At 71.7% G+C, this 21,431-nt stretch carries 15 protein-coding genes; 6 read left to right on the top strand and 9 right to left on the bottom strand.

Features of this window, described 5'->3' with window-relative positions; translation table 11 throughout:
• Nucleotides 1-138 precede the first annotated feature (138 nt).
• Entirely contained in the window at nucleotides 139-2,226 is a 2,088-nt protein-coding gene (locus ACWIHY_RS15340; RefSeq protein WP_454376137.1) for an N-6 DNA methylase, read from the bottom strand.
• A 200-nt stretch (nucleotides 2,227-2,426) separates the two neighbouring features.
• Here ACWIHY_RS15340 and ACWIHY_RS15335 point away from each other — a divergent pair, with 200 nt between their 5' ends.
• Nucleotides 2,427-3,272, top strand: coding sequence for a DUF4190 domain-containing protein (locus ACWIHY_RS15335; protein ID WP_454376136.1), 846 nt, complete (start codon nucleotides 2,427-2,429; stop codon nucleotides 3,270-3,272).
• Nucleotides 3,273-3,420: 148 nt separating this feature from the next.
• Here the strand turns inward: ACWIHY_RS15335 and ACWIHY_RS15330 are convergent, their stop codons facing one another.
• The gene (locus ACWIHY_RS15330; RefSeq protein WP_454376135.1) at nucleotides 3,421-4,167 is read right to left on the bottom strand and encodes an N-acetyltransferase; all 747 of its coding nucleotides are present in this window, start codon (nucleotides 4,165-4,167) and stop codon (nucleotides 3,421-3,423) included.
• Nucleotides 4,168-4,220: 53 nt separating this feature from the next.
• Complete coding sequence (locus ACWIHY_RS15325; RefSeq protein ID WP_454376134.1) at nucleotides 4,221-4,991, bottom strand: HNH endonuclease family protein; 771 nt, start codon at nucleotides 4,989-4,991, stop codon at nucleotides 4,221-4,223.
• A gap of 180 nt (nucleotides 4,992-5,171) precedes the next feature.
• Between ACWIHY_RS15325 and ACWIHY_RS15320 the strand changes: the two genes are divergently transcribed.
• A complete protein-coding gene (locus ACWIHY_RS15320) occupies nucleotides 5,172-6,485 on the top strand; it encodes an SGNH/GDSL hydrolase family protein (protein WP_454376133.1) in 1,314 nt (437 codons plus the stop codon).
• A gap of 55 nt (nucleotides 6,486-6,540) precedes the next feature.
• Here the strand turns inward: ACWIHY_RS15320 and mfd are convergent, their stop codons facing one another.
• From mfd to ACWIHY_RS15305, 3 genes are all read right to left on the bottom strand, one after another.
• Nucleotides 6,541-10,071 (bottom strand): transcription-repair coupling factor, encoded by a 3,531-nt coding sequence (gene mfd / locus ACWIHY_RS15315; protein ID WP_454376132.1) that lies wholly within the window; start codon nucleotides 10,069-10,071, stop codon nucleotides 6,541-6,543.
• Between the two features lie 296 nt (nucleotides 10,072-10,367).
• Nucleotides 10,368-12,950, bottom strand: coding sequence for an ABC transporter permease (locus ACWIHY_RS15310; RefSeq protein WP_454376131.1), 2,583 nt, complete (start codon nucleotides 12,948-12,950; stop codon nucleotides 10,368-10,370).
• On the bottom strand, nucleotides 12,947-13,735 hold the full coding sequence (locus ACWIHY_RS15305; RefSeq protein WP_454376130.1) for an ABC transporter ATP-binding protein: 789 nt from the start codon (nucleotides 13,733-13,735) through the stop codon (nucleotides 12,947-12,949). The genes ACWIHY_RS15310 and ACWIHY_RS15305 overlap by 4 nt, the downstream gene beginning before the upstream one ends.
• A gap of 467 nt (nucleotides 13,736-14,202) precedes the next feature.
• On the opposite strand from ACWIHY_RS15305, the gene ACWIHY_RS15300 reads away from it, so the two are divergent.
• The 4 genes from ACWIHY_RS15300 to ACWIHY_RS15285 all read left to right on the top strand — a co-directional run bounded on the left by ACWIHY_RS15300 (nucleotide 14,203) and on the right by ACWIHY_RS15285 (nucleotide 18,501).
• A complete protein-coding gene (locus ACWIHY_RS15300; RefSeq protein WP_454376300.1) occupies nucleotides 14,203-15,735 on the top strand; it encodes an MFS transporter in 1,533 nt (510 codons plus the stop codon).
• Nucleotides 15,736-15,958: 223 nt separating this feature from the next.
• Nucleotides 15,959-16,345 carry a DUF485 domain-containing protein gene (locus ACWIHY_RS15295; protein ID WP_454376129.1) on the top strand — a complete coding sequence of 129 codons (387 nt, stop codon included), beginning with the start codon at nucleotides 15,959-15,961 and terminating at the stop codon, nucleotides 16,343-16,345.
• Nucleotides 16,342-17,994 (top strand): sodium/solute symporter, encoded by a 1,653-nt coding sequence (locus ACWIHY_RS15290; RefSeq protein ID WP_454376128.1) that lies wholly within the window; start codon nucleotides 16,342-16,344, stop codon nucleotides 17,992-17,994. Before ACWIHY_RS15295 ends, ACWIHY_RS15290 begins: the two co-directional genes overlap by 4 nt.
• A gap of 117 nt (nucleotides 17,995-18,111) precedes the next feature.
• Nucleotides 18,112-18,501, top strand: coding sequence for a thiol-disulfide oxidoreductase DCC family protein (locus ACWIHY_RS15285; protein ID WP_454376127.1), 390 nt, complete (start codon nucleotides 18,112-18,114; stop codon nucleotides 18,499-18,501).
• A gap of 122 nt (nucleotides 18,502-18,623) precedes the next feature.
• On the opposite strand, the gene ACWIHY_RS15280 is transcribed toward ACWIHY_RS15285, so the two are convergent.
• The 3 genes from ACWIHY_RS15280 to ACWIHY_RS15270 all read right to left on the bottom strand — a co-directional run.
• Nucleotides 18,624-19,517, bottom strand: a complete 894-nt coding sequence (locus ACWIHY_RS15280; RefSeq protein WP_454376126.1) for a cellulose-binding protein — start codon at nucleotides 19,515-19,517, stop codon at nucleotides 18,624-18,626.
• 107 nt (nucleotides 19,518-19,624) lie between these two features.
• Nucleotides 19,625-19,840, bottom strand: coding sequence for a hypothetical protein (locus ACWIHY_RS15275; protein WP_454376125.1), 216 nt, complete (start codon nucleotides 19,838-19,840; stop codon nucleotides 19,625-19,627).
• A 335-nt stretch (nucleotides 19,841-20,175) separates the two neighbouring features.
• Nucleotides 20,176-21,431 (bottom strand): SUKH-4 family immunity protein (locus ACWIHY_RS15270; RefSeq protein WP_454376124.1); only part of this gene is annotated, 1,256 nt, incomplete at its 5' end.

Genomic DNA, 21,431 nt, shown 5'->3' with positions numbered 1-21,431 from the left:
GACCTGGTGAGACGTACTGGGGACACTCGGTGCGGTATGAGCTTTGAGCGTATACACCGACACCGACAACGGCCCACGGGTTGTACGGAATCGATGTGGCGCGGCTCACTTCGCCGGCACTCCGGTCTCGCGCCGGTCTCACTCCGGGCGTACGGTCCCGTCCGTCAGGCCGTCGTACAGCCCCTGCACGAGCTGTTCACCGAGGCGTGCCGCCCGCCGCAGCGCGCCCTCGAAGTCCGCCAGCGTGCGGAAGCGTTCGCCGTACTGCCGCTGGTCCTCGAGCGCCAGCCGGGGCAGCTGGAGGCGGCGTACGTCGAGCCGGGTCGAGGTGGAGGCGTAGCTGCTGGCCTGGCGGTTGTTCGCGGTGCCGCGCAGGAACCCGGCGAGGAACCACGGGTCGAGGGCCGCCGGATCCGGGCGCAGCAACTGGAGGCTGCGGCCGAGGGCGGCGCCCGCGGTGGCCTCGTCGACCACGCGGGCGACCGAGCCGCCGCCGAGCACGGGCACGACGACGTCGCCCGCCTCGACGAGCACGGGGTCCTCCGCCGGGCCTTCGGGCAGGGTGCCGGAGGGTGCGGTTCCGCCGAGCACGTCCTGCTCGCTGAGGACCGGCACCGCGGAACCGGCGCCCGCGCCGCCCGCGCGCAGTACGAGGGCGCCCGCTCTGGCGAGTTCGCCGACCGTGGTGGTGGGCCAGTGCGCCGGCTGAGCGGACTCCCCGGCGGGGGGAGTGAGTTCGGTGGTCTGCCGCAGCGTCTCGGCCAGCCGCTCCCGTACGCGGGCGAGTTCGGCGGCGCCTCCGCCCGCGGCCGGGGGTGGCAGGTGACGGGCGGGGGCGAGGTCCACGTCGTCGTCGAGCAGCTCGATGACGGACACCGAGCGGCTGACGCCGGGGCGTTCCTCGACGGTGCCGTGGCGGTCGAAGGTCTGCCAGGTGTCGAGGACGGCGGTGTGCAGGGCCTGCCAGTCGAGCTTGTCGCGGCCTGCGGCGGAGAGGTCGGCGGTGTCGACGAGCAGCAGCTCGTGGGAGGGCCGGCCCCCGGGCGCGGGCTTGCGCAGTACCCACAGGTGGAGCGGGATGCCGTACGGGGGGGCGGCGCCGGCGGGCAGTGAGACGACGGCGCGCAGGGCGCCCCGGCGCAGGAGGTCGGCGCGGATGCGGCGGCCGGAGCGGCGGGAGGCGGCGGCGGGAGGCATGAGGAGGACGGCGGTGCCGCCCTCGCGCAGGCGGGCGAGGGCGTGCTGGACCCAGGCGAGTTCGGACTCCGTACGGGCCGGGAAGCCGTACTCCCAGCGGGCGTCGTACGCCAGCTCGTCGTGGCCCCAGTTGCGTTCGTTGAACGGCGGGTGGCAGAGGACGGCGTCGGCGGCGAGGTGCGGGAAGGCGTCGGCGCGCAGCGAATCGGCGGCGGCCACCCGTACTTCCGTGGCGCCGGCCTCGGTCTGGAGGGCGAGGCGCAGGGCGGCGAGGGCGGCCAGGTCGGGGTCGGCCTCCTGGCCGTGGACGGCCCGCTCCTCCTGGGCGCCCTCCCCGGACGACCGGTCGCCGGCGGACTTGGCCCCGGTGGACTGGGCGACGGCGCGCAGCAGGGAGCCGGTGCCGCAGGCCGGGTCGAGGACGGTGCGGGGGCTGCCGGTCAGGGCCGCCATCAGGGCGGCGGGGCCCGGCGGGGTGAGTGTGTACTGGCGCGGGTTCGCGTCGAGGTGGCGGCCGAGCAGGAACTCGTACGTCTGACGGGCGCCGCACTCGGCTGCGAGCTCGGCGGTCGCGCGCAGCAGGAGTACGGAGGCGGCCAGCTCGGGCGTGCCCGGCGTGTGAACAACCCGGTGCGGGCCGAAGCGCGGGACGAGGATCTCCTCCAGGGCAGGCGGCAGGAGGAACGCTAGCTTCTCGTCGGAGACGGCGGAGAGCTGGAGCCACGCGGTCGGCCTGTCGCGTACGAGCAGGAGTGCGCAGCCCGCGTGGATCAGGGCTTGGACGGCGCCTGCCGGGTGCCCTGCGAGCTGCTGCCAGACACGCTCACGCAGGGGTACTTCGGCGATTTTCCCCTGGTCGCGCAGCCACTGTTCGACCTCGGCGAGGGCGAAGGAAGGGCTTGTCTCGGTGCCGCCGACGGGTTTGGGGAAGTCGGTGTGCCGACGGCGCCAGTTGCTCACCGCGGCCCGGCCGACCCCGGCGAGCCGGGCGATTCCGGCGGCGGTCACCTCTGCTGCGTTGTCCGACACCGGCCGGCTCCCCTCGTACACCTGCACCTGCTTGTGGCACCGAGCATAGCGGTGGACGCAAGAGAGGCCATTTCACGGCGTGAATCCAACTTCCCACGCCAATCGTGTTGACTCGGTTCACAAGCTCTGTTGTGATTGACCCATCGCAGCAGAACGGGGCGGCAAGGCAGTCCCGCACACACCTTGTCCGGAGGACATCCATGTCTCAGTACACGCAGCAGCCGCAGTTCCCGCAGGCTCCGATGCCGGCCGCACAGGCCCGCAACGGTTTGGGAACTGCCGCCCTGATCCTCGGCATCATCGGCGCGCTGTCGGGTCTGATCCCGTTCTTCTTCTGGCTCGCCGGCATCCTCGGCATCATCGCCCTGATCATGGGCCTGGCCGGCCGGGGCCGCGCCAAGCGCGGCGGAGCCACCAACAAGGGTGTCGCCCTGGCGGGCGCCGTCCTGGGCCTGATCTCCCTGATCATGTCGGTGGTCGGCGCGGTGATCCTGTTCAAGGCCGTGGACGACGCGGTGGACGACATCAACAAGGCGACCAGCGGCTCGTCGGCGACCAAGGAGTCGGGCGACGGCTCCACGAAGAACAAGGGTAAGAACAAGGGCAAGGGCAGCGGCAAGGGCTCGGGCACGACCGGCGGCACGGACGCGGACTCCGAGACGCTGGCAGCCGGCGACTCGGCCGTCTACGACGACAAGCTGACCGTCACCGCGTCCGCCCCCGAGGCCTACTCCCCCAGCGAGTACGCGATCGGTCACACCAAGGGCAACAAGGCCTACAAGGTCACGGTCGTCATCGACAACGCCGGCAAGGAGAAGTTCGACGCCGCCCTCGTCACCGCCGAGGCCCGCGCCGGCAAGGACGGCGTGAAGGCCGAGCAGATCTTCGACGACAAGGTGGGCGAGGTCTTCACCGGCACGGTCATGCCCGGCAAGAAGGCCACCGTGGTGTACGGCTTCGACACCCCGGCCGCCGCCAAGAACCTGGTCGTGGAAATCTCCCCCGACTTCTCCCACGAAGCCTCGCAGTGGGACCTGAAGCTCTGACCACGAGCAGCACCGCAGCACCGCAGCGCTGAACTGCCGCAGGCCGCGATACCGCAGGCCTAACAGGACCGCAGGACCGCAGGACCGCAGGACCGCAGGACCGCAGGACCGGGGAGGCCGTCGGAGGGGGACGGCCTCCCCGCCCGCGTCACAGCCGGTGGCGCACCCACACATTGGGCTCGACGTAGACGGCGTACCCGCCCACCGGTTCACAGTGAACCGGGACCAGTGCCCCCGGCACCTCCACCGGCCCTTCCGTGGCGAAGGGCAGTCCGGTCCACTCCCGCCACTGGGCGAGTGAGCCGGACACTGTCATGGAGGCAGGCGCCACGGCCTCGACGACTCCGCCCGTCCGGACATGGACGCGCAGCCACGGGTCGTGCGGCAGGCCGTCCACCGGCCTGGTACGGAAGGCGTACTCGGCCATCGGCGCGAGCGGTTCCTCGTGCTTGGCACTGGGCCGCACCGGTGCGACGACCTCGCCGAACCCGTGCCCCCGGGCGTTCTCACGCATCGCGGCGAGCATCTTCCCCGAAATGCCGTGCCCCTTGTACCCGTTCGCGACGGTTACCTCGATGGCGCTCACCGTGTCGGGGGTACGGCCGTGCCGCCGGTCCGAGAATGCCCACATCAGCACCTCGTCCCAGCCCCGTGCGGGCAGTTCCTCGCGCCCCTGCGTGTGCAGCGCGAACGGCACACTCAACGCCCGTGCCACCACGGCGCCGTCGGCGCCGGTGGCCACCAGTACGTACTCGGGCAGCTCGGCGACAATCCGCCCGATGTTGGCCCAGCCCACCGGATCGTGCTGGACGAACCGGGGCCAGCTGTCCGGCATGTGCCACATGGAGTCCTGGAGCTGCGGCCGCTCCGCGAGGGTGGTGACGGTCAGTTTCACACCGGCACGCTAGATCGCCGGCTCCCGGCGGTCCAAGGGCTTTTCCGGCACTCTCAGCGGCCGAAGCGGGCGGGCGCCTCGGTCGGTGCGCCGCCCGCGGGCAGCCGCTCGTCGGGGCACTTCGAGAGCACCCGCCCCATGGCGTCCCGCTCGGCGCCGGTGACCCACAGCTCGTACTTCTTCTTCACGGCAACCTGCCGGGCCACGTACACACAGCGGTACGCCTTGTTCCCGGGCAGCCAAGTCGCCGTGTCGCCGTCGCTCTTGCGGCGGTTGGCGGAGGAGTCGACGGCGAGCAGGTTCAGCGGGTCGTTGGCGAACGCGACGCGCTTGCGCGGCTGCCACTTCTGGGCGCCCTTCTGCCAGGCATCGGAGAGCGCGACGACATGGTCGATGTCGACCTTGCTGCGTCCGCGCACGTACGTCACGCGCTGCCCGGTGTACGGGTCCTTGGTGAGCGTCCCGGCGGCGACCTTGCAGCCCTCGCCCCCGCCGCCGCCCCGGAGCCGCACGTCGGCCAGATCCCGCTTCAGTATGTCGTCGCGGGTGCCGCACCCGTTCTGGTCGGTGTCGGCCCAGGCGCTCCCGAAGGCCTCGCGCTCGTAACCGGTCCTCGGGGCGCGCCCCTTGACGGTGAGCGTCTCGGCGGCGGCGAGTGCCGACCCGGCCGGGCCCGGCGCCCGTCCCCCGCCGCTGCCGCCACTCGTCACCTCCGGAGTGCAGCCGGTCACGGCGAGAGCGGCGGACAGGGCGGCTGCGGGGAGGGCCGCCCCGAGCGTACGTATCCGTGTCGAGGCGGTCCGTCGGGGCGCGTCGGTATGCATGTCCCCAGAGTCCCACGGACGTGCTGCACCCTCCGGAGGAGGTCTTCCGGGCGTCGGCCGCCGCGATGCTCAAGAGCGGCGACTGACCGCGTCCGGGAATAGCGGAACGCGGCCCACGCTTGATCGTTTCGTGTGCACGACCGACAGCACGCACATCGGAACACGACAGGGGTGGGGACCATGACATTCACAACTTCCATACGGCGAACGGCAGTTGCTCTGCTGTCTGCCACCACGCTGGCAGCACTGCCCGTCGTCGGCGCCCAGGGACTGACCGGTTCGGCCGGTGCCGTGGCGGCCGGACACAGCATCACGTCATGGCACGGAAAGGGGGGCTGGCAGGGCGGCTGGGCGACGTCGCCGCAGGCGCCGACCGCTCCTTTCGCACCGAACTGGTCCGAGGAGGGCTTCTCGAACCACACCGTCCGGCAGGTCGTACGCGTCACCAAGGGCGGCACCAAGGCCCGTATCGAACTCTCCAACCGCTACGGCAAGTCGCCGCTGCGCATCACCGGGGCCACCGTGGCCCGCACCGACAAGGGCGCGTCGGTGAAGGCCGGTTCGGTCCGCCGGCTGACCTTCGACAAGGCGGGGTCGCTGACGATCCCGCTCGGCGGCACGGCGTACAGCGACGGCGTCCCGTTCAAGGTCGGGGCACTGGAGTCGGTGACCGTCACGCTGTATCTGGCGGCGCCGACCGGCCCCGCCACCTTCCACACGTTCGCCGCGGCCACCAGTTACCGCGCCGACGGCGACCACCGCTCGGACCGCGGCGGCGCCGCGTTCAAGGAGACCAGCGACTCCTGGTACTACCTGACCGGCTTCGAGGTCAGCGGTGGCGACAGGCCCGCACGCCGGGACGGGGTGGTGACGTTCGGCGACTCCATCACCGACGGAGTCGGCTCCACCCCGGCCACGGACAACCGCTACCCCGACGAGCTGGCGGAGCGCTTCGCCGCGACCGGCAGGCCGCGCAGCGTCCTCAACCACGGGATCGCCGGCAACCAGGTCGTCAACGACACCACCTGGGCCGGGGAGAAGGGCATCGCCCGCTTCAAGGAGGACGTGCTCGGCGAGCCCGGTGTCGGCACGGTCATCGTGCTGGAGGGCATCAACGACATCGGGGGCAGCGGCCCGGGCCTCCCTGGCGGCCCCACCCCGGAGGTGTCCGTCGCGCAGCTGATCGACGGGCACCGCTCACTGATCCGCCAGGCGCACGCCAAGGGCATCAAGGCGGTCGGCGCGACCCTGACGCCCATCCGGGGCTCGATCTACGACACCGATGCGAACGAGAAGAAGCGCGACGCGGTCAACCACTGGATCCGTACGTCCGGTGAGTACGACGCCGTGGTCGACCTGGACCGCACCCTGGCCGACCCGTCCCCCGGCAACGGGGACCGCCTGCTCCCGGCCTACGACTCGGGCGACCACCTGCACCCGGGCGACGCCGGATACCGCGCGATGGCCGAGGCGCTCGACCTCGACACGCTCTGACGGACCGGCCGGGACGGGGCCGAGGCACCCGGAGCCCCGCCCGGCGCATCTCCCGTTACGACCCCAGGATCGTGGTCAGGAACTCCCCGGTCCAGGCCAGCAGTTCCCGTCCGACCACCGGCTTGCCGCCGATCTGGCCGGTGGTCGGGCGCGGCACCAGGATCTGGTGCGTCGCCGGCTTCAGCACCGTACGGGGGTAGAGCCGCTTGAGGCGCAGCTCCTGCGACTCGCGCAGCTCCACCGGGCCGAAGCGGATGTTGGGCCCGGCCAGGGTGATGTCCGCGACGCCGCAGGCACGCGCCAGCATCCGCAGCCCGGCGACCAGCAGCAGGTTCTCCACCGGCTCGGGGAGCTTGCCGTAGCGATCGGTGAGCTCCTCGCGTACGGCCCTGATGTCGTCCTCGGAGTTCGCCGAGGCGATCGCCCGGTACGCCTGGAGACGCAGTCGCTCGCCCGGCGCGTAGTCGTGCGGAACGTGTGCGTCCACCGGGAGCTCGATCTTGACCTCCAGCGCGGGCTCCTCCTCGACCTGGCCGTCGACCGCCGCGCGGTAGTCCGCGACGGCCTCGCCGACCATGCGGATGTACAGGTCGAAGCCGACGCCCGCGATGTGACCGGACTGCTCACCGCCCAGCAGGTTGCCCGCGCCACGGATTTCGAGGTCCTTCATGGCGACGTACATGCCCGCGCCCATCTCGGTGTGCTGGGCGATCGTCGCCAGCCGCTCGTGCGCGGTCTCCGTCAGCGGCTTCTCCGGCGGGTAGAGGAAGTAGGCGTAGCCGCGGTCGCGGCCACGGCCCACGCGCCCGCGCAGCTGGTGGAGCTGGGAGAGACCGAAGTTGTCGCCGCGCTCGACGATGAGGGTGTTGGCGTTGGAGATGTCGATGCCGGACTCGACGATCGTCGTCGAGACCAGTACGTCGAACTTCTTCTCCCAGAAGTCGACGACCACCTGCTCCAGCGCGCTCTCGCCCATCTGGCCGTGCGCCGTGGCGATCCGCGCCTCCGGGACGATCTCGCGGAGCTTCGCGGCCGCCCGGTCGATCGACTCGACCCGGTTGTGGATGTAGAAGACCTGTCCCTCGCGCAGGAGTTCGCGGCGGATCGCGGCGCCGATCTGCTTCTGCTCGTACGGGCCGACGAAGGTCAGCACCGGGTGGCGCTCCTCCGGCGGCGTCGTGATCGTCGACATCTCGCGGATGCCGGTGACCGCCATTTCGAGCGTACGGGGGATGGGGGTGGCGGACATCGTCAGTACGTCGACGTTGGCGCGGAGCTTCTTGAGCTGCTCCTTGTGCTCGACACCGAACCGCTGCTCCTCGTCGACGATGACCAGGCCCAGGTCCTTGAACTTCGTCTCGGAGGAGAAGAGCCGGTGCGTGCCGATGACGATGTCGACCGAGCCCTCCTTGAGGCCCTCCAGGGTCGCCTTCGCCTCGGCGTCGGACTGGAAGCGGCTCAGCGCCTTCACCACGACCGGGAACTGGGCGTACCGCTCGGAGAACGTCCCGAAGTGCTGCTGCACCAGCAGCGTCGTGGGGACGAGGACCGCGACCTGCTTGCCGTCCTGGACGGCCTTGAAGGCCGCGCGGACCGCGATCTCCGTCTTGCCGTAACCGACATCGCCGCAGACCAGGCGGTCCATGGGAACGGACTTCTCCATGTCCTCCTTGACCTCGGCGATGGTGGACAGCTGGTCGGGCGTCTCGACGTACGGGAAGGCGTCCTCCAGCTCCCGCTGCCACGGGGTGTCCGGGCCGAAGGTGTGGCCGGGGGCCGCCATGCGCGCCGAGTACAGCTTGATCAGGTCGGCGGCGATCTCCTTGACCGCCTTCTTCGCGCGCGCCTTCGTCTTGGTCCAGTCGGCGCCACCGAGCCGGTGCAGGGTCGGGGCCTCGCCGCCGACGTACTTCGTGACCTGTTCCAGCTGGTCGGTGGGGATGTAGAGGCGGTCGCCGGGCTGGCCGCGCTTGGCGGGGGCGTACTCGACGAGCAGGTACTCGCGGGTCGCGCCCTGGACCGTGCGCTGGACCATCTCGATGTAGCGGCCGACGCCGTGCTGCTCGTGGACGATGAAGTCGTCCGCCTGGAGCGTCAGCGGGTCGATGGTCTTGCGGCGGCGGGCCGGCATGCGGCCCAGTTCCTTGGTGGCGGTGCGCTGGCCGGTCAGGTCGGTCTCGGTCAGTACGGCCAGCCGCAGGCCGGGGTCGACGAAGCCGTTGTCGATCGAGCCGCACGCGACGTGGACGACCGACGGGGTGATCTCGGCGAGGTCCGCCTCCAGGCGGGCCGGGATGCCCTCGCCGCCGAGGACCTCCGCGGTGCGGGCCGCCGGGCCGTGGCCCTCCGTGATGTAGACGGTGCGCCAGCCGTCGGCCAGCCAGCCCTTGGTGTCGGCGAGCGCTCTCGCCGTGTCGCCCCGGTACGCCTCCGGGGCGTGCATGCCCAGCTTGAGCGTGTCCTCGGACAGCTCCTCGTCGGCGGCGAACGGCGCCACGGACCACCACAGCATGTCCAGTTCACGGGCCCGGTCCCGGACGTCCGCGATCCCGCGCAGCGAGGCCGCGCCCACGTCGATCGGGGCGTCGCCGCCGCCCGCCGTTGCCGCCCAGGACGCCTGGAGGAACTCCTGCGAGGTCGCCACCAGGTCCGCCGCCCTGGTCCGCACCCGCTCCGGGTCGCAGACCAGCGCCATGGAGCCCTTGGGCAGTACGTCGAGCAGCAGCTCCATCTCGTCCACGAGGACCGGGGCCAGCGACTCCATGCCCTCCACGGCGATGCCCTCGGCGAGCTTGCCGAGCAGCTCCCCCAGCTCGGGGTGGGCCTCGGCGAGGGCCGCGGCCCGCTCCCGCACGCTGTCGGTCAGCAGCAGCTCGCGGCAGGGAGGCGCCCACAGGCCGTGCTCGGCGACCTCCAGGGAACGCTGGTCGGCGACCTTGAAGTACCGGATCTCCTCGACGTCGTCGCCCCAGAACTCCACGCGCAGCGGGTGCTCCTCGGTCGGCGGGAAGACGTCGAGGATGCCGCCGCGCACCGCGAACTCGCCGCGCTTCTCGACCAGTTCGACGCGTGAGTACGCCGCTGCCGCCAGCGCCGCCGTGACCTCGCCCAGGTCCGCGCTCCGCCCGGTCCGCAGGGCGACCGGCTCCAGGTCGCCCAGGCCCTTGACCTGCGGCTGGAGCACCGACCTTACGGGGGCCACGATCACGCTCACCGGGCCGGCGGACGGGTCGTCGGCGCGGGGGTGCGCGAGGCGGCGCAGGACGGCGAGGCGCCGGCCCATCGTGTCGCTGCGCGGCGACAGGCGCTCGTGCGGCAGCGTCTCCCACGACGGGTAGTCGACGATCCCCTCCTCCGGCAGGAGCGTGCGCAGCGCGGCGGCCAGGTCCTCGGCCTCGCGGCCGGTCGCGGTCACGGCGAGGACGGTACGCCCCGTCTCGCGGGCCAGCGCCGCGACGGCGAAGGGGCGCGCGGCGGGCGGGCCGACCAGGTCGATGTGCATGCGGTTGCCGTCGGTGGCGGTCTTCACCGCTTCGGCGAGCGCCGGGTCTCGTACTACGGCATCCAGCAGACCGTGCAGGCTCATGAAGGGCTTCCGTCCGGGTGACGAGGGGACAACGCGAAGGGCCCGACACGTCTCACGGGCCGGGGGCTCCAGCCTACGACGCCTGTGCGTCACCCGCGCGAGGGAACGCTGTGGCCCGGTAGGCGGAGTGCAGGCTACGCCCGCTGCCGGACCGGGCAAGCGCTGGGCACGGTCTACAAGCAGGCCGGCCGGCCCCCTCAGCACCGGGATCCCCGGCCAGGACAGCAGTCCGGCCCCGGGGTGTTCGCAGGAACACCCCGGGGCCGGGCCCGTCACCGTACGGCTTCCGCCACCCCTTACTCCGTGGCGATCGCGTTCAGTACGTTCATCCGGCCCGCCCGGAACGCCGGGACCAGCGCCGCGAAAAGTCCGACGAAGGCCGAGCCCACGAAGACCGTGACGATCGTGGCCCACGGGATCTCCAGGACACCGAGCCCCTCCAGGGCCAGCAGCTTCTGCGCCGTGGTTCCCCAGCCCATGCCCAGGCCGAGGCCCAGCAGGGCGCCGAAGAGGGCGATGACCACCGACTCCAGCCGGATCATGCGGCGCAGCTGGCGGCGCGAGAGGCCGATGGCCCGCATCAGGCCGATTTCCCTGGTCCGCTCGACGACCGACAGGGCGAGGGTGTTCACCACGCCCAGCACCGCGACGATGATCGCGAGGGCCAGCAGGCCGTAGACGATGTTGAGCAGCTGGCCGATCTCGTCCTTGAGGTCCTGCTTGAAGTCGGTCTGGTCCTGCACCTTGATCGCCGGGTACGTGTCCAGCACCTTCTTGAGCCCCGCGTACGCGGCCTTCTCCTTGCCGTCCACCGCCTTCGCGAACATGATCAGGTTCGGCGGCAGCTTGTCTGCCGGCAGGTGGCGCGCGGCGGTCGTGACGTTGGTGTACATCGCCCCCTTGTCGACGTTCGACTCGTCCGAGGTGATCGCCGCGACCCTGAGCTTCACGGTCTCGCCGCCCTTGAACGCGACGGTCAGCCTGTCGCCGACCTTGACGCCGTGCTCCTGCGCGTAGTCGCTGCCGACGGACATGGCGTCCTTGCCGTACGCCGCGCCCAGCTCGCCGGCGACGGTCTCGCGCCGCAGGTCCTCGACGTACGTCGGCTCGGCGGCGACCAGCTCCTCGCTCTGCGACTTGCCGTCGGGCGAGGTGAGCTCGGCCTCGATCGCCTTGTAGCTCGTGAAGTGCTCGATGTGGGGAGCCGCACGCAGAGCCTTCTCGGCCTTGGGCACGATCGGGCCGCTGGGACCGCTCTGGACGATGAAGTCCGCACCGACCGACTTGTCGAGTTCCTGCGTGGCCGAGGCGACCATGGAGGACCCGACGACGGAGAGGCAGGCGACCAGCGCGAGGCCGATCATCAGTGCGGCGCCCGTCGCTCCCGTACGCCGCGGGTTGCGCAACGCGTTGCGCTCGGCCAGACGGCCCACGGGGCCGAACATCCGCAGCAGTACGGCGCTGATGGCCCGGACCACGACGCCCGCGAGGAGCGGGCCGACGACGATGAAGCCGATGAGGGTGAGGACGACACCGCCGCCGAGGAACAGCGAGCCTTCCTTCGCCTTGTCCGCCTGCGTCGTCAGGTAGAGCAGCGCCCCGCCGCCACCGGTGAGGACCAGGCCGATCCCGGCCCGTATCCAGCCGGCCTTGCCGTCCGCCGGGGTCCCGGCGTCGCGCAGTGCGGCCATCGGGGAGACCTTGCCGGCCCGCCGGGCCGGGATGTAGGCGGCGAAGACGGTCACGACGATGCCGAGCGCGAGCCCGACGGCCGGCGTGGTCCAGGCGACGGTGAGGTCCTTGGTGGACAGCTCCATGCCCATGGAGCCCATGAGCTTCATCAGGCCGACGGCGAGACCGACACCGGCGCCCACGCCGAGGATCGAGCCGAAGACGCCGAGGAGCAGCGCCTCCAGCAGCACGCCCCGGTTGACCTGCCGGCGGCTGGAGCCGATGGCCCGCATCAGGCCGATCTCGCGGGTGCGCTGGGTGACCAGCATCGAGAACGTGTTGACGATGAGGAAGATGCCGACGAGGAAGGCGATTCCGGCGAAGCCGAGCATCGCGTACTTCATCACGTTGAGGAACGAGCCGACTTCCTCGCGGCCGGAGTCCGCCGCTTCCTTCGCGGTCTGGAGCTTGTACGGGCCGCCGTTCGCGCCGTCGAGCACTCCCGCGACGCGCTGCTTCAGCTGTGAGTCGCTGACGCCGTCTTCGGCGGTCACGGCGACGTGCGTGAAGGCGTCCGGCTTGCCCAGCAGCTTCTGCTGCGAGGTGGCGGTGTCGAAGTACACGACGGTCGCGCCCGGATTGGTCATCTTGAAGGAGGCGATGCCGGAGATCTTGGCGTTGATGTCGCCGGTGACGGCGATGGTGCGCAGCTCGTCACCCAGCTTCAGGCCGTGCTTGTCGGCGGTGTCGGAGTCGACCATCACCTCGGTGGGTCCGCGCGGCGCGTGCCCGGAGGTGATGTCCATCGACTTGAGTTCGTTGCGCGTCCAGTTGCCGGCGATCGTCGGGGCGCCGCTGTCGGAGCCCATGTTCTTGTTGTCGCTGTTGACGACCGTCACGGACATGCTGACGACGCCGCCTTCGGCGGACTTCACGCCGTCCGCCTTCGTCACCTGCTGGACGACGGAGGCGGGGAGCGCCTCGGGCCTGCCGGTCCGCTGCCCGTTGTCGTCCTCGGCCGCCTTGGGGCTGACGGTGACGTCGGCCGAGGTGGCGGCGAAGAGCTTGTCGAAGGTCGTGTTCATGGTGTCGGTGAAGACGAGCGTGCCGCACACGAACGCCACCGAGAGCAGGACCGCGACGGCGGAGAGCGCCATCCGTCCCTTGTGCGCCAGGAAGTTGCGCATGGAGGTCTTGACGACGGTCATGACGTCCGCCCGCGCGCGTCGAAGTCCTTCATGCGGTCGAGGACCTGGTCGGCGGTGGGCGAGAACATCTCGTCGACGATCCGGCCGTCCGCGAGATACAGCACGCGGTCCGCGTAGGAGGCGGCGACCGGGTCGTGGGTGACCATCACGATGGTCTGGCCCAGCTCGTCGACGGACTTCCGCAGGAAGTCCAGCACCTCCGCCCCGGCACGGGAGTCGAGGTTTCCGGTCGGCTCGTCACCGAAGATGATCTCGGGGCGTGCGGCAAGGGCCCGTGCGACCGCGACGCGCTGCTGCTGGCCGCCGGACAGCTGGGTGGGACGGTGCTTGAGTCGGTCCGCGAGGCCCACCGTCTCCACCACGCGGTTCAGCCACGCCGCGTCCGGCTTGCGGCCCGCGATGTCCATCGGCAGCGTGATGTTTTCCAGGGCGTTCAGCGTGGGCAGCAGGTTGAAGGCCTGGAAGATGAAGCCGATCCGGTCCCTGCGCAGCTGCGTGAGCTTCTTGTCCTTGAGTTTGGTGATCTCGGTTTCGTCGAGGTGGATCTCGCCCGAGGTCACCGTGTCCAGGCCGGCGAGGCAGTGCATCAGCGTGGACTTGCCGGAGCCGGACGGGCCCATGATGGCGGTGAACTGCCCCCGGTTGATGTCCACATCGACGTGATCGAGCGCGACGACCCGGGTCTCCCCCGACCCGTACGCCTTCACAACCTGCCGCGCCCTCGCGGCAACGGCGGTACGCCCTCCAGTGCCCCCGTGCCTGGGAATGGTCATAGCCGTTGTCACGGTGAATCTCCTCAGTCGTATGAGCCCGTATGAGCCGCGCACATCGCGAGACGGGCGGCGGTCGAGTACTGCGAGTCTGGCGGCCGGAAACCCCCCGCACACTGGTGCGCATCTCCGTATTCGCCCTGGGGCCAGCCCCACCCCCGAGGTGCGGGCAGCCCGTAGGACCAAGTTAAAGAACAGGCGTGTTCTCCTCGTCCTCCACCGGGACGAACAGCCCCTGGCCAGAAATGAGGAGAACCCCCTAGGGGCTGTCCACCCACAGGTGGACGCCGACTCCGGGCAGCCTGCACCCTCCCCCTGCGTGACCTGCAAGTGAGAAGGTGTCGAGGACCAGATACGTGCACGGTGAAGGGATCTTGGTGAGCGGCGCCGGAAGCAGTGCGGGCAGTACCGGAAACGCGGACAGCACCAGCGACAGCCCCGACGACAGCAGCGCCGCCACCACCGCCGGAAGCACCGGCGCGATATCCGGCGGCCCCCTCGCCGCAGCCGACGCCCGCCGCGGCCCCGTGGTCGCCGCGCTCATGCTCGGCATGGCACTCGCCGCGCTCGACGGCACCATCGTCTCCACCGCCGTCCCCCAGATCGTCGGCGACCTCGGCGGCTTCGCCGTCTTCTCCTGGCTCTTCTCCGGCTATCTCCTCGCCGTCACCGTCACCCTCCCCGTGTACGGAAAGCTCTCCGACACCTTCGGCCGCAAGCCGGTCCTGATCACGGGCATCGCCCTCTTCCTCGTCGGCTCACTGCTGTGCGCCTGCGCCTGGAACATGGGCAGCCTGATCGCCTTCCGCATCGTGCAGGGTCTGGGCGGAGGCGCCATCCAGGGCACGGTCCAGACGATCGCCGCCGACCTCTACCCCCTCAAGCAACGCCCGAAGATCCAGGCGAAACTGTCGACCGTGTGGGCGGTGTCGGCCATCGCGGGCCCGGCCGTCGGCGGGCTGCTGGCCGCGTACGCCGACTGGCGCTGGATCTTCCTCATCAACCTGCCGGTCGGCGCGATCGCCCTCTGGCTCATCGCCCGCCACCTGCACGAACCGTCCCGCCCGAAGAACAGGAGGGCACCCCGTATCGACTGGGCCGGCGCCCTCGCCGTATTCGCCTGCGGCGGCCTGCTGCTCTTCGCCCTCGTCCAGGGCGGTGTCGCCTGGCCGTGGCTGTCCCCGCCCTCGCTCGTGCTCTTCGGCGCGAGCGCGCTGCTCGCCGCCGCCACCGTCGTCGTCGAACGCCGCGCGGCCGAGCCGATCATCCCCGGCTGGGTGTGGCGCCGGCGCACCATCGCCGCCGTCAACCTCGCCCTCGGCGCGCTGGGCCTGCTCATGGTCGCCCCGACGGTCTTCCTGCCCACCTACGCCCAGGCGGTCCTCGGACTCGGCCCGATCGCCGCCGGCTTCGTCATGTCCGTCATGACGCTCAGCTGGCCGCTCTCGGCGGCGCTGAGCCAGCACGCGTACAACCGGATCGGCTTCCGCCTCACCGCGATCACCGGCATCGCGTGCTCCATGCTGATCCTGCTCGCCTTCCCGCTCCTCCCGTTCCCGGGAGCGGCCTGGCAGCCCGCGCTGATCATGCTGCTGCTCGGCGCGGCGCTCGGCCTCTTCCAGCTCCCCCTGATCGTCGGCGTGCAGTCGACGGTCGGGTACGCGGAGCGCGGTACGACGACAGCGTCCGTACTCTTCTGCCGCCAGGTCGGCCAGTCCGTCGGCGCGGCCCTCTTCGGCGCGGTCGCCAATGCCACCCTCGCGTCCCGGCTCGCCGCCGCCCCCGACTCCCTGAGCGAGGGCCTCCCCGACGACCTCGACTCCGTCTCGCACGCGCTGGCCGACCCTGGCTCGCTCACCACGGAGGCAGCGGACTACCTCCGCCGGGCAGTGGACACGGCCGTCGACCACGTCTACATCGGCGCGGCCATGGCAGCCGCCCTGGCCCTGCTCGCCCTCGTCTTCGTGGCACCGCGCCGCTTCCCCGTCCTCACCGAGGAAACACCTGCCGAGTGAAAGCGACCCACTGGGCTGGTTACCGCAAGTAAGGATCTGAGCGCGTCGCATTACCGGCGGTAAATGACGGAACTCCTGCACGAGTTCGCACGAAAGCCTCCCCGCCACCGATACCGCTGGGTAACGTACGCGACCCACCAGCGCCCCGCCGCCGCTCCCCGGCCACGGTCGCGCTTCTCCCTGCAGTCCGCTCGGACCCAGCCGCGCAAGGAGCAGCCCGCACATGTCGCCCTACCCGGAATACCTGTACCCCTGGCAGAGTTCCCGGCCCGACCCGCCGCCCCTCCCCCAGCCCGCCCCCACCCACCAGAGCGTTCCCGGCCACCACGGCGACCTGCGCAGACTCCGCTCGGCGTACCGGCGGCTGCGCCGCGTGGCCACGCTCACCGCCCTCGGCTACTTCACGCTCTTCCTCATCCTCTCCGGCTTCGCGCCCGGCCTGATGGGCAGCGAGCTGCCCGGCGGCCTCAACACCGGCCTCCTGCTGGGCCTGTGCCAGCTCCCCGTCACCCTGGTCGCCATCGCCGTGTACGAGCAGTCCGCCCGCCACCGCGTCGACCCGCTCGCCGGGGAACTGCGCCGACAGGGCCGCGGAGGACGGGCGCAATGACCGGATTCAGCGACTCCGCCCAGCAGATCTCCCTGGTCGCCTTCATCGCGGTGGCCACGGTGACGCTCCTCCTGTGCGTCATGACCGGCCCCGACCGCGACGACCTCGCCGAGTTCTACACCGGCTACCGCTCGCTGTCCCCCCTGCGCAACGGCCTCGCCATAGCGGGCGACTACATCTCGGCCGCCACCGTCCTCGGCACCATCGGCGTCATCTCCCTCACCGGCTACGACGGCGTCGTACTGGCCCTGAGCACCACGCTCTCCCTCGTCCTCCTGATGTTCCTGCTCGCCGAACCCCTGCGCAACGCGGGCCGGTTCACCATGGGTGACGCCTTCGCCCGCCGCGCGCCGAGCCGCGCCGTACGCATCACCGCGGGCGCCGTCACCCTCGCCGCGCTGGTCCCGATGATGGTCGTACAGCTGTCGGGAGCGGGCCATCTCCTGTCCTTCATCCTCGGCTTCGAAAGCTCGGGCTTCAGGACCGGCTGCATCGTCGTACTGGGCGTACTCATGATCAGTTACGCGGCCGTCGGAGGCATGAAGGGCACCGCCCTCATCCAGATCATCAAGACCGTCTTCCTGCTCGGTACGGGCGTGATCCTCGCCGTACTGATCCTCAGCCGCTTCGACTGGAGCACCGCGCAGCTCCTCGGCGCGGCGAAAACCGGCAGCGGTGCGGGCGACGCCTACCTTCGCTCGGGCCTCCAGTTCGGCGGCAGCGAACTGGACATGATCAGCTCCGAGTTGACGGTCGTCCTGGGCGCCGGCTGCCTGCCGCACATCACGATGCGCATGTACAGCTCGCGCGACGCCCTCGCCGTACGCCGCTCCATGTCCTGGGCGGTCTCGACCGTGGTCGCCTTCTGCCTGCTCATCGCGGTGATCGGCTTCGGCGCGGCGGCGCTCGTCGGCCGCGAGACGATCACCGGGTCCGACCCGCAGGGCAATACGGCGATCCTGCTGGTCAGCCAGGCGCTCGTCGGCGGCGACGCGTCCGCGCTCGAAACCCTCGTCCTCACCTCCGTCACGACAGCGATCTTCCTGACGCTGCTCGCCTCGGTGGCCGGCATGATCCTGGCCTGCGCGAACTCCCTCGCCCACGACGTCTTCGCCCACGGCATCCGCACGTCCCCGGCCCGCGACGCGACAGAGATGGCGCTGGCGAGAGCGGCGGCCATCGGCGTCGGCATCCCCACGATCGCCCTCGCGGTACTGGCCCGCCACTGGAACGTACAGCCGCTGGTCACCCTGTCCTTCTGCATCGGAGCCTCCGCACTGGCCCCGGCCCTCGTCTACAGCCTCTTCTGGCGCCGCTTCACCCGCACGGGCCTGATGTGCACCCTCATCGGCGGCACGCTGTGCGTCATGGTCCTGATGACGGGCACCAACCTCGTCTCGGGCGCACCGCACTCGGTGTTCCCGGCGCAGGACTTCAACTGGTACCCGTTCACCACCACGGGCCTGGTGTCGATCCCCTTCGGCTTCCTCATGGGCTGGCTCGGTACCTTTTTGAGCCACCGTCGCTCCGGCGAGCACCAGCGCCGCCAGTACGAGTCGGTCGAGGCGTGGATCCTGGCAGGGGCAGGGGGCGGCGAGACCGTCGACGCGCCCGCGAAGCAGTCGAGTACACCGGCCCGGCCGCACTGAGAAAGGCCGAGCCCCCGGAGACCGGCGCGCGACCGCCACCCACGCGGCGGTGCGACACCACCGCAGTCACCAGCGCAGACACGAATCCGCCGTCGCCCCCTCAGGCACCATGGAGTCATGCGGACCGGACCTGTGCTCGTGTACGACGGCGACTGCGCCTTCTGCACCACCTCGGTGAACTTCGCCGAGCGGTGGCTGCGGCCACGATGCGAGATGACTCCGTGGCAGTTCACGGACCTCGGCGCCCTCGGCGTCACCCGGCATCGGGCCGAGCACGAAGCCCTGTGGGTCACCCCGGCCGGCGCGGTGCACGGCGGCGCGCAGGCCGTCGCCCGGCTGCTGCTGAGCGCGGGCCGGGGCTGGGCCGCGCTGGGGGCGCTGCTCACGCTGCCGCCCCTGCGCTGGGCGGCCCACGGCGCGTACCGGCTGATCGCGAACAACCGTGGCCGCCTGCCGGGCGGCACACCTGCCTGCGCGCTGCCGGCCGACCGGCGCCCACCGGCCTGAGCGGACTCGGGCCGGCGCCTCCCGCCACACTGGGGCCTGTCGCCTCTGGGGCCTGCCACGCGTCCGGCCCGCCCCACCGGGTCCGGCGCCCCCACCCTCCGCCGGGAGGTCCCGGGCCGGACTCAGCCCTCCGCTGGGGCGCGGCCCGTCAGGGTGGCCAGGCTGGTACGGACGTGGGTCATGTGGGCCTGCATCTCCTCGCGCACGTCGTCGTGCTCGCGCAGGACGCGCTCCGTCTCGCGCACCACGCGCTCCTCGCGCACCCGCGCCTCCGCGAGCAGCTCGGCGGCGCGCGCCTCCGCGTTCTCCTGGCCGTGCCGGGCCGCCTCCTCCGCCTCGGTCAGGGCCCGCTTCGCGTCCGCGAGACCGCCCTCGGCGTGGGCTGCCAGTTCGGCGTGGCGGGCGTCCAACTCCGCTGCCCGCGCGGCGAATTCGCGCTCGGCGCCCTCCCAGCGCTCCGCGTGCTCCTTCTCCTGGTCCGCGAGCAGGGCGGCGCTGCGGCGGCGCATGTCCTTCAGCGCCTCGATCGCCTCGCCCCGCCACGCCTTCACGTCGCTGCGGGCCCCGGTCCTGGTCTCGTCGGCGGCGCGCTGGGCGCCGAGGAGGATCTGCCGGGCGCGGGCCTCTGCGTCCGCCAGGACCTCCTCCGCGTGGGCGCGGGCCGCGTCCCGGGTGGCGGCGGCGGCCGTCGCCGACTCGTCGCGCAGCGCCTGGGCCCGGTCGCGTGCCGTGGCCGCCACTTCCGCGACCTCCTCCTCGGCCATCGCGAGGAGGTGCTGGGCCCGCATGCCGAGGGTTTCGTACGTCTGGGGAGCGAGCCCGTCGGCCCGCGCGCGCATCCGCGCCGCCTCGGCCTCCATCTCCTTGCTGAGGACGGTGAGGCGCGCGGCGCGCTCCCACGCGGCGTCGCGGTCCCGGGAGAGCCCTGCGGCGTACCGCTCCACCTGATCCGGACGGTAGCCGCGGCCTCGTCCGGCGACGAAGCCGTGAGGTGACGGTGAAACCGATGCACTCATCCTTGAAGCCTCTCTCCGACGCTCAACACAATCGTCGCAATCTTGGCGGATCAGGTTCAAGCGCTCAAAACCCGACACTCCGCCCCGGCTGCCCGGCCAAGGATGCGTCAATTGCTGTCAGAAGTCGGAATCGACGGGTCGTCGCGCGGCGCGCCGAAGAGCTTTTCGGCCGCCACCGGCACAGTCTCCGTCGTACCGCGGCTGCTGCCGCCCGACAGGCCCTCGCCCTTCCGGGCCGGCGTGGCCGGCTCCCCGGCATCGGCGCACCGCTCCACCGTGACCGCGCCCCGCTCCACCGTGACCGCCGAGAGAGCAGCGCGCACGAAAGGGATCAGCGCCCACGGACCGAGCGCCACGGACCCGCTCGTCGCCTCCCGCGCCACCGCACCGACCAGTTGCCGCCGCCGCCTCACCCGCCCCAGGTCACCCTCCGGCTTCGGAGTAACGGGCCCGCACATACGCGAGCGCACGTACGCAGTCCCTCTCCTGCACCCGCGTCGAAGTCCGCCCCCCGACTTCTCGTCGACGCGATCCGCTCGGTCCGGCCCGTCCGGCGACGCGCCACAGGAGCACGATCGGGGCGCCCGACCCGTCCCGCAGGTCGAGCGCCCCGCACATCCGCCCGTTCACGCCCTCAAGGCGTCACGCTGTCACGCCGTCAGAGCAGGCCGTCCCACATCTGCTCCAGCAGCACCGACCACCAGCTCTCCGGCGACGCCAGCGCCGCCGGGTCCAGCGCGGCCAACTGCGCCTGGAAATCGACCGTCCAGCGACCGGCCTGCTCAGGCGTGAGACCGAAGCGCAGCCGCCACATGTGCCCCAGGAGCGCCAGCGAACGGGTGAACTCCGGCAGCCCGGTATTGACGAACTGCGGCGGCACGGGCTGACCGCCGGGGCCCGCCTCCACCGGCACGGCCACGATGTTCGCCGTGCCGTACTGCACACAGATCGCCCGGCCGAAGTCGCTGCCCATGACGAGGTACGAGCCCGCGTCCGACGCCGGCTGCACGCCGCGCTGTGCCGCGAGTTCCGCGAGCGTCGGCACCGGCTGCCCCGGCACGGCCTGCGCCCAGAAGAACGGCCCGAAATCGACGGGCAGTCCGGCCCAGACGAGCGTCCGCGCCACGATCTCCGGTACGCCCTGACGCGACACCGCGCCCTGGTCGAACCGGAAGATGCCCTGCGGCCCGAAGGCCCCCATCAGCTCGTGCGCGATGCCCTCGGGCGGGATCGGCGGCGCCTGCATCAGCTGACCCGGCGGCGGCAACGGCACCCGCATCGGCGCGGGGCGCGCCGGGCCGTCCGCGACCTGGTGCAACTCGCCCTGGTGGGTGAGCAGATGCCGCATGCCCAGCTGACGGCTCGCGTGATCCTTGCCGTACGGCGCCACACTCGTGATCCGCACCTGCGGCCAGGTCTCCCGGATCATGCGGGCGCAGTAACCGCCGGGCAGCTCGCACGACTCCAGCTCCGTGTGCAGCTCCAGCACCTGCTGCGGCGGCACGTTCATCGCGCGCAGCTCGTGCAGGATCTGCCACTCCGGGTGCGGAGTGCCGGGCGCGGAGCGGCGGATGAGCTGCTGCTCGCTGCCGTCCTGGGCCCGGTAGCGCAGTACGGCCTGATAGCCGGGGCCGACGGTCGGCAGCCCGGTCGGCTGCGGCTGCGGGTAGCCGTACGCCTGCCCCTGCGGCTGCGGTGCCTGCGGCATGGGCATGGGCTGCGCCATCGGCGCGGCGCCGGGCGGCATCCCCGGCGCCGCGCCGGGAGGACCGGGCGGGCCGGGCGGCTGCGGGGCGGCGGGCGGCGGACCGACCGGGGTGGGACCGGCCAGCATGGTCGCGGCGTGGTGCACCCCACCACCGGGCGGGCCGGGGGGCTGGGGAGCACCGGGCGGGCCGGGCGGCTGCGGGACCC

The organism is Streptomyces sp. NPDC055287 (assembly GCF_053646035.1).
The sequence above is the reverse complement of the archived record's forward strand: the minus strand, read 5'-3'. Positions and strand labels throughout refer to the sequence as shown.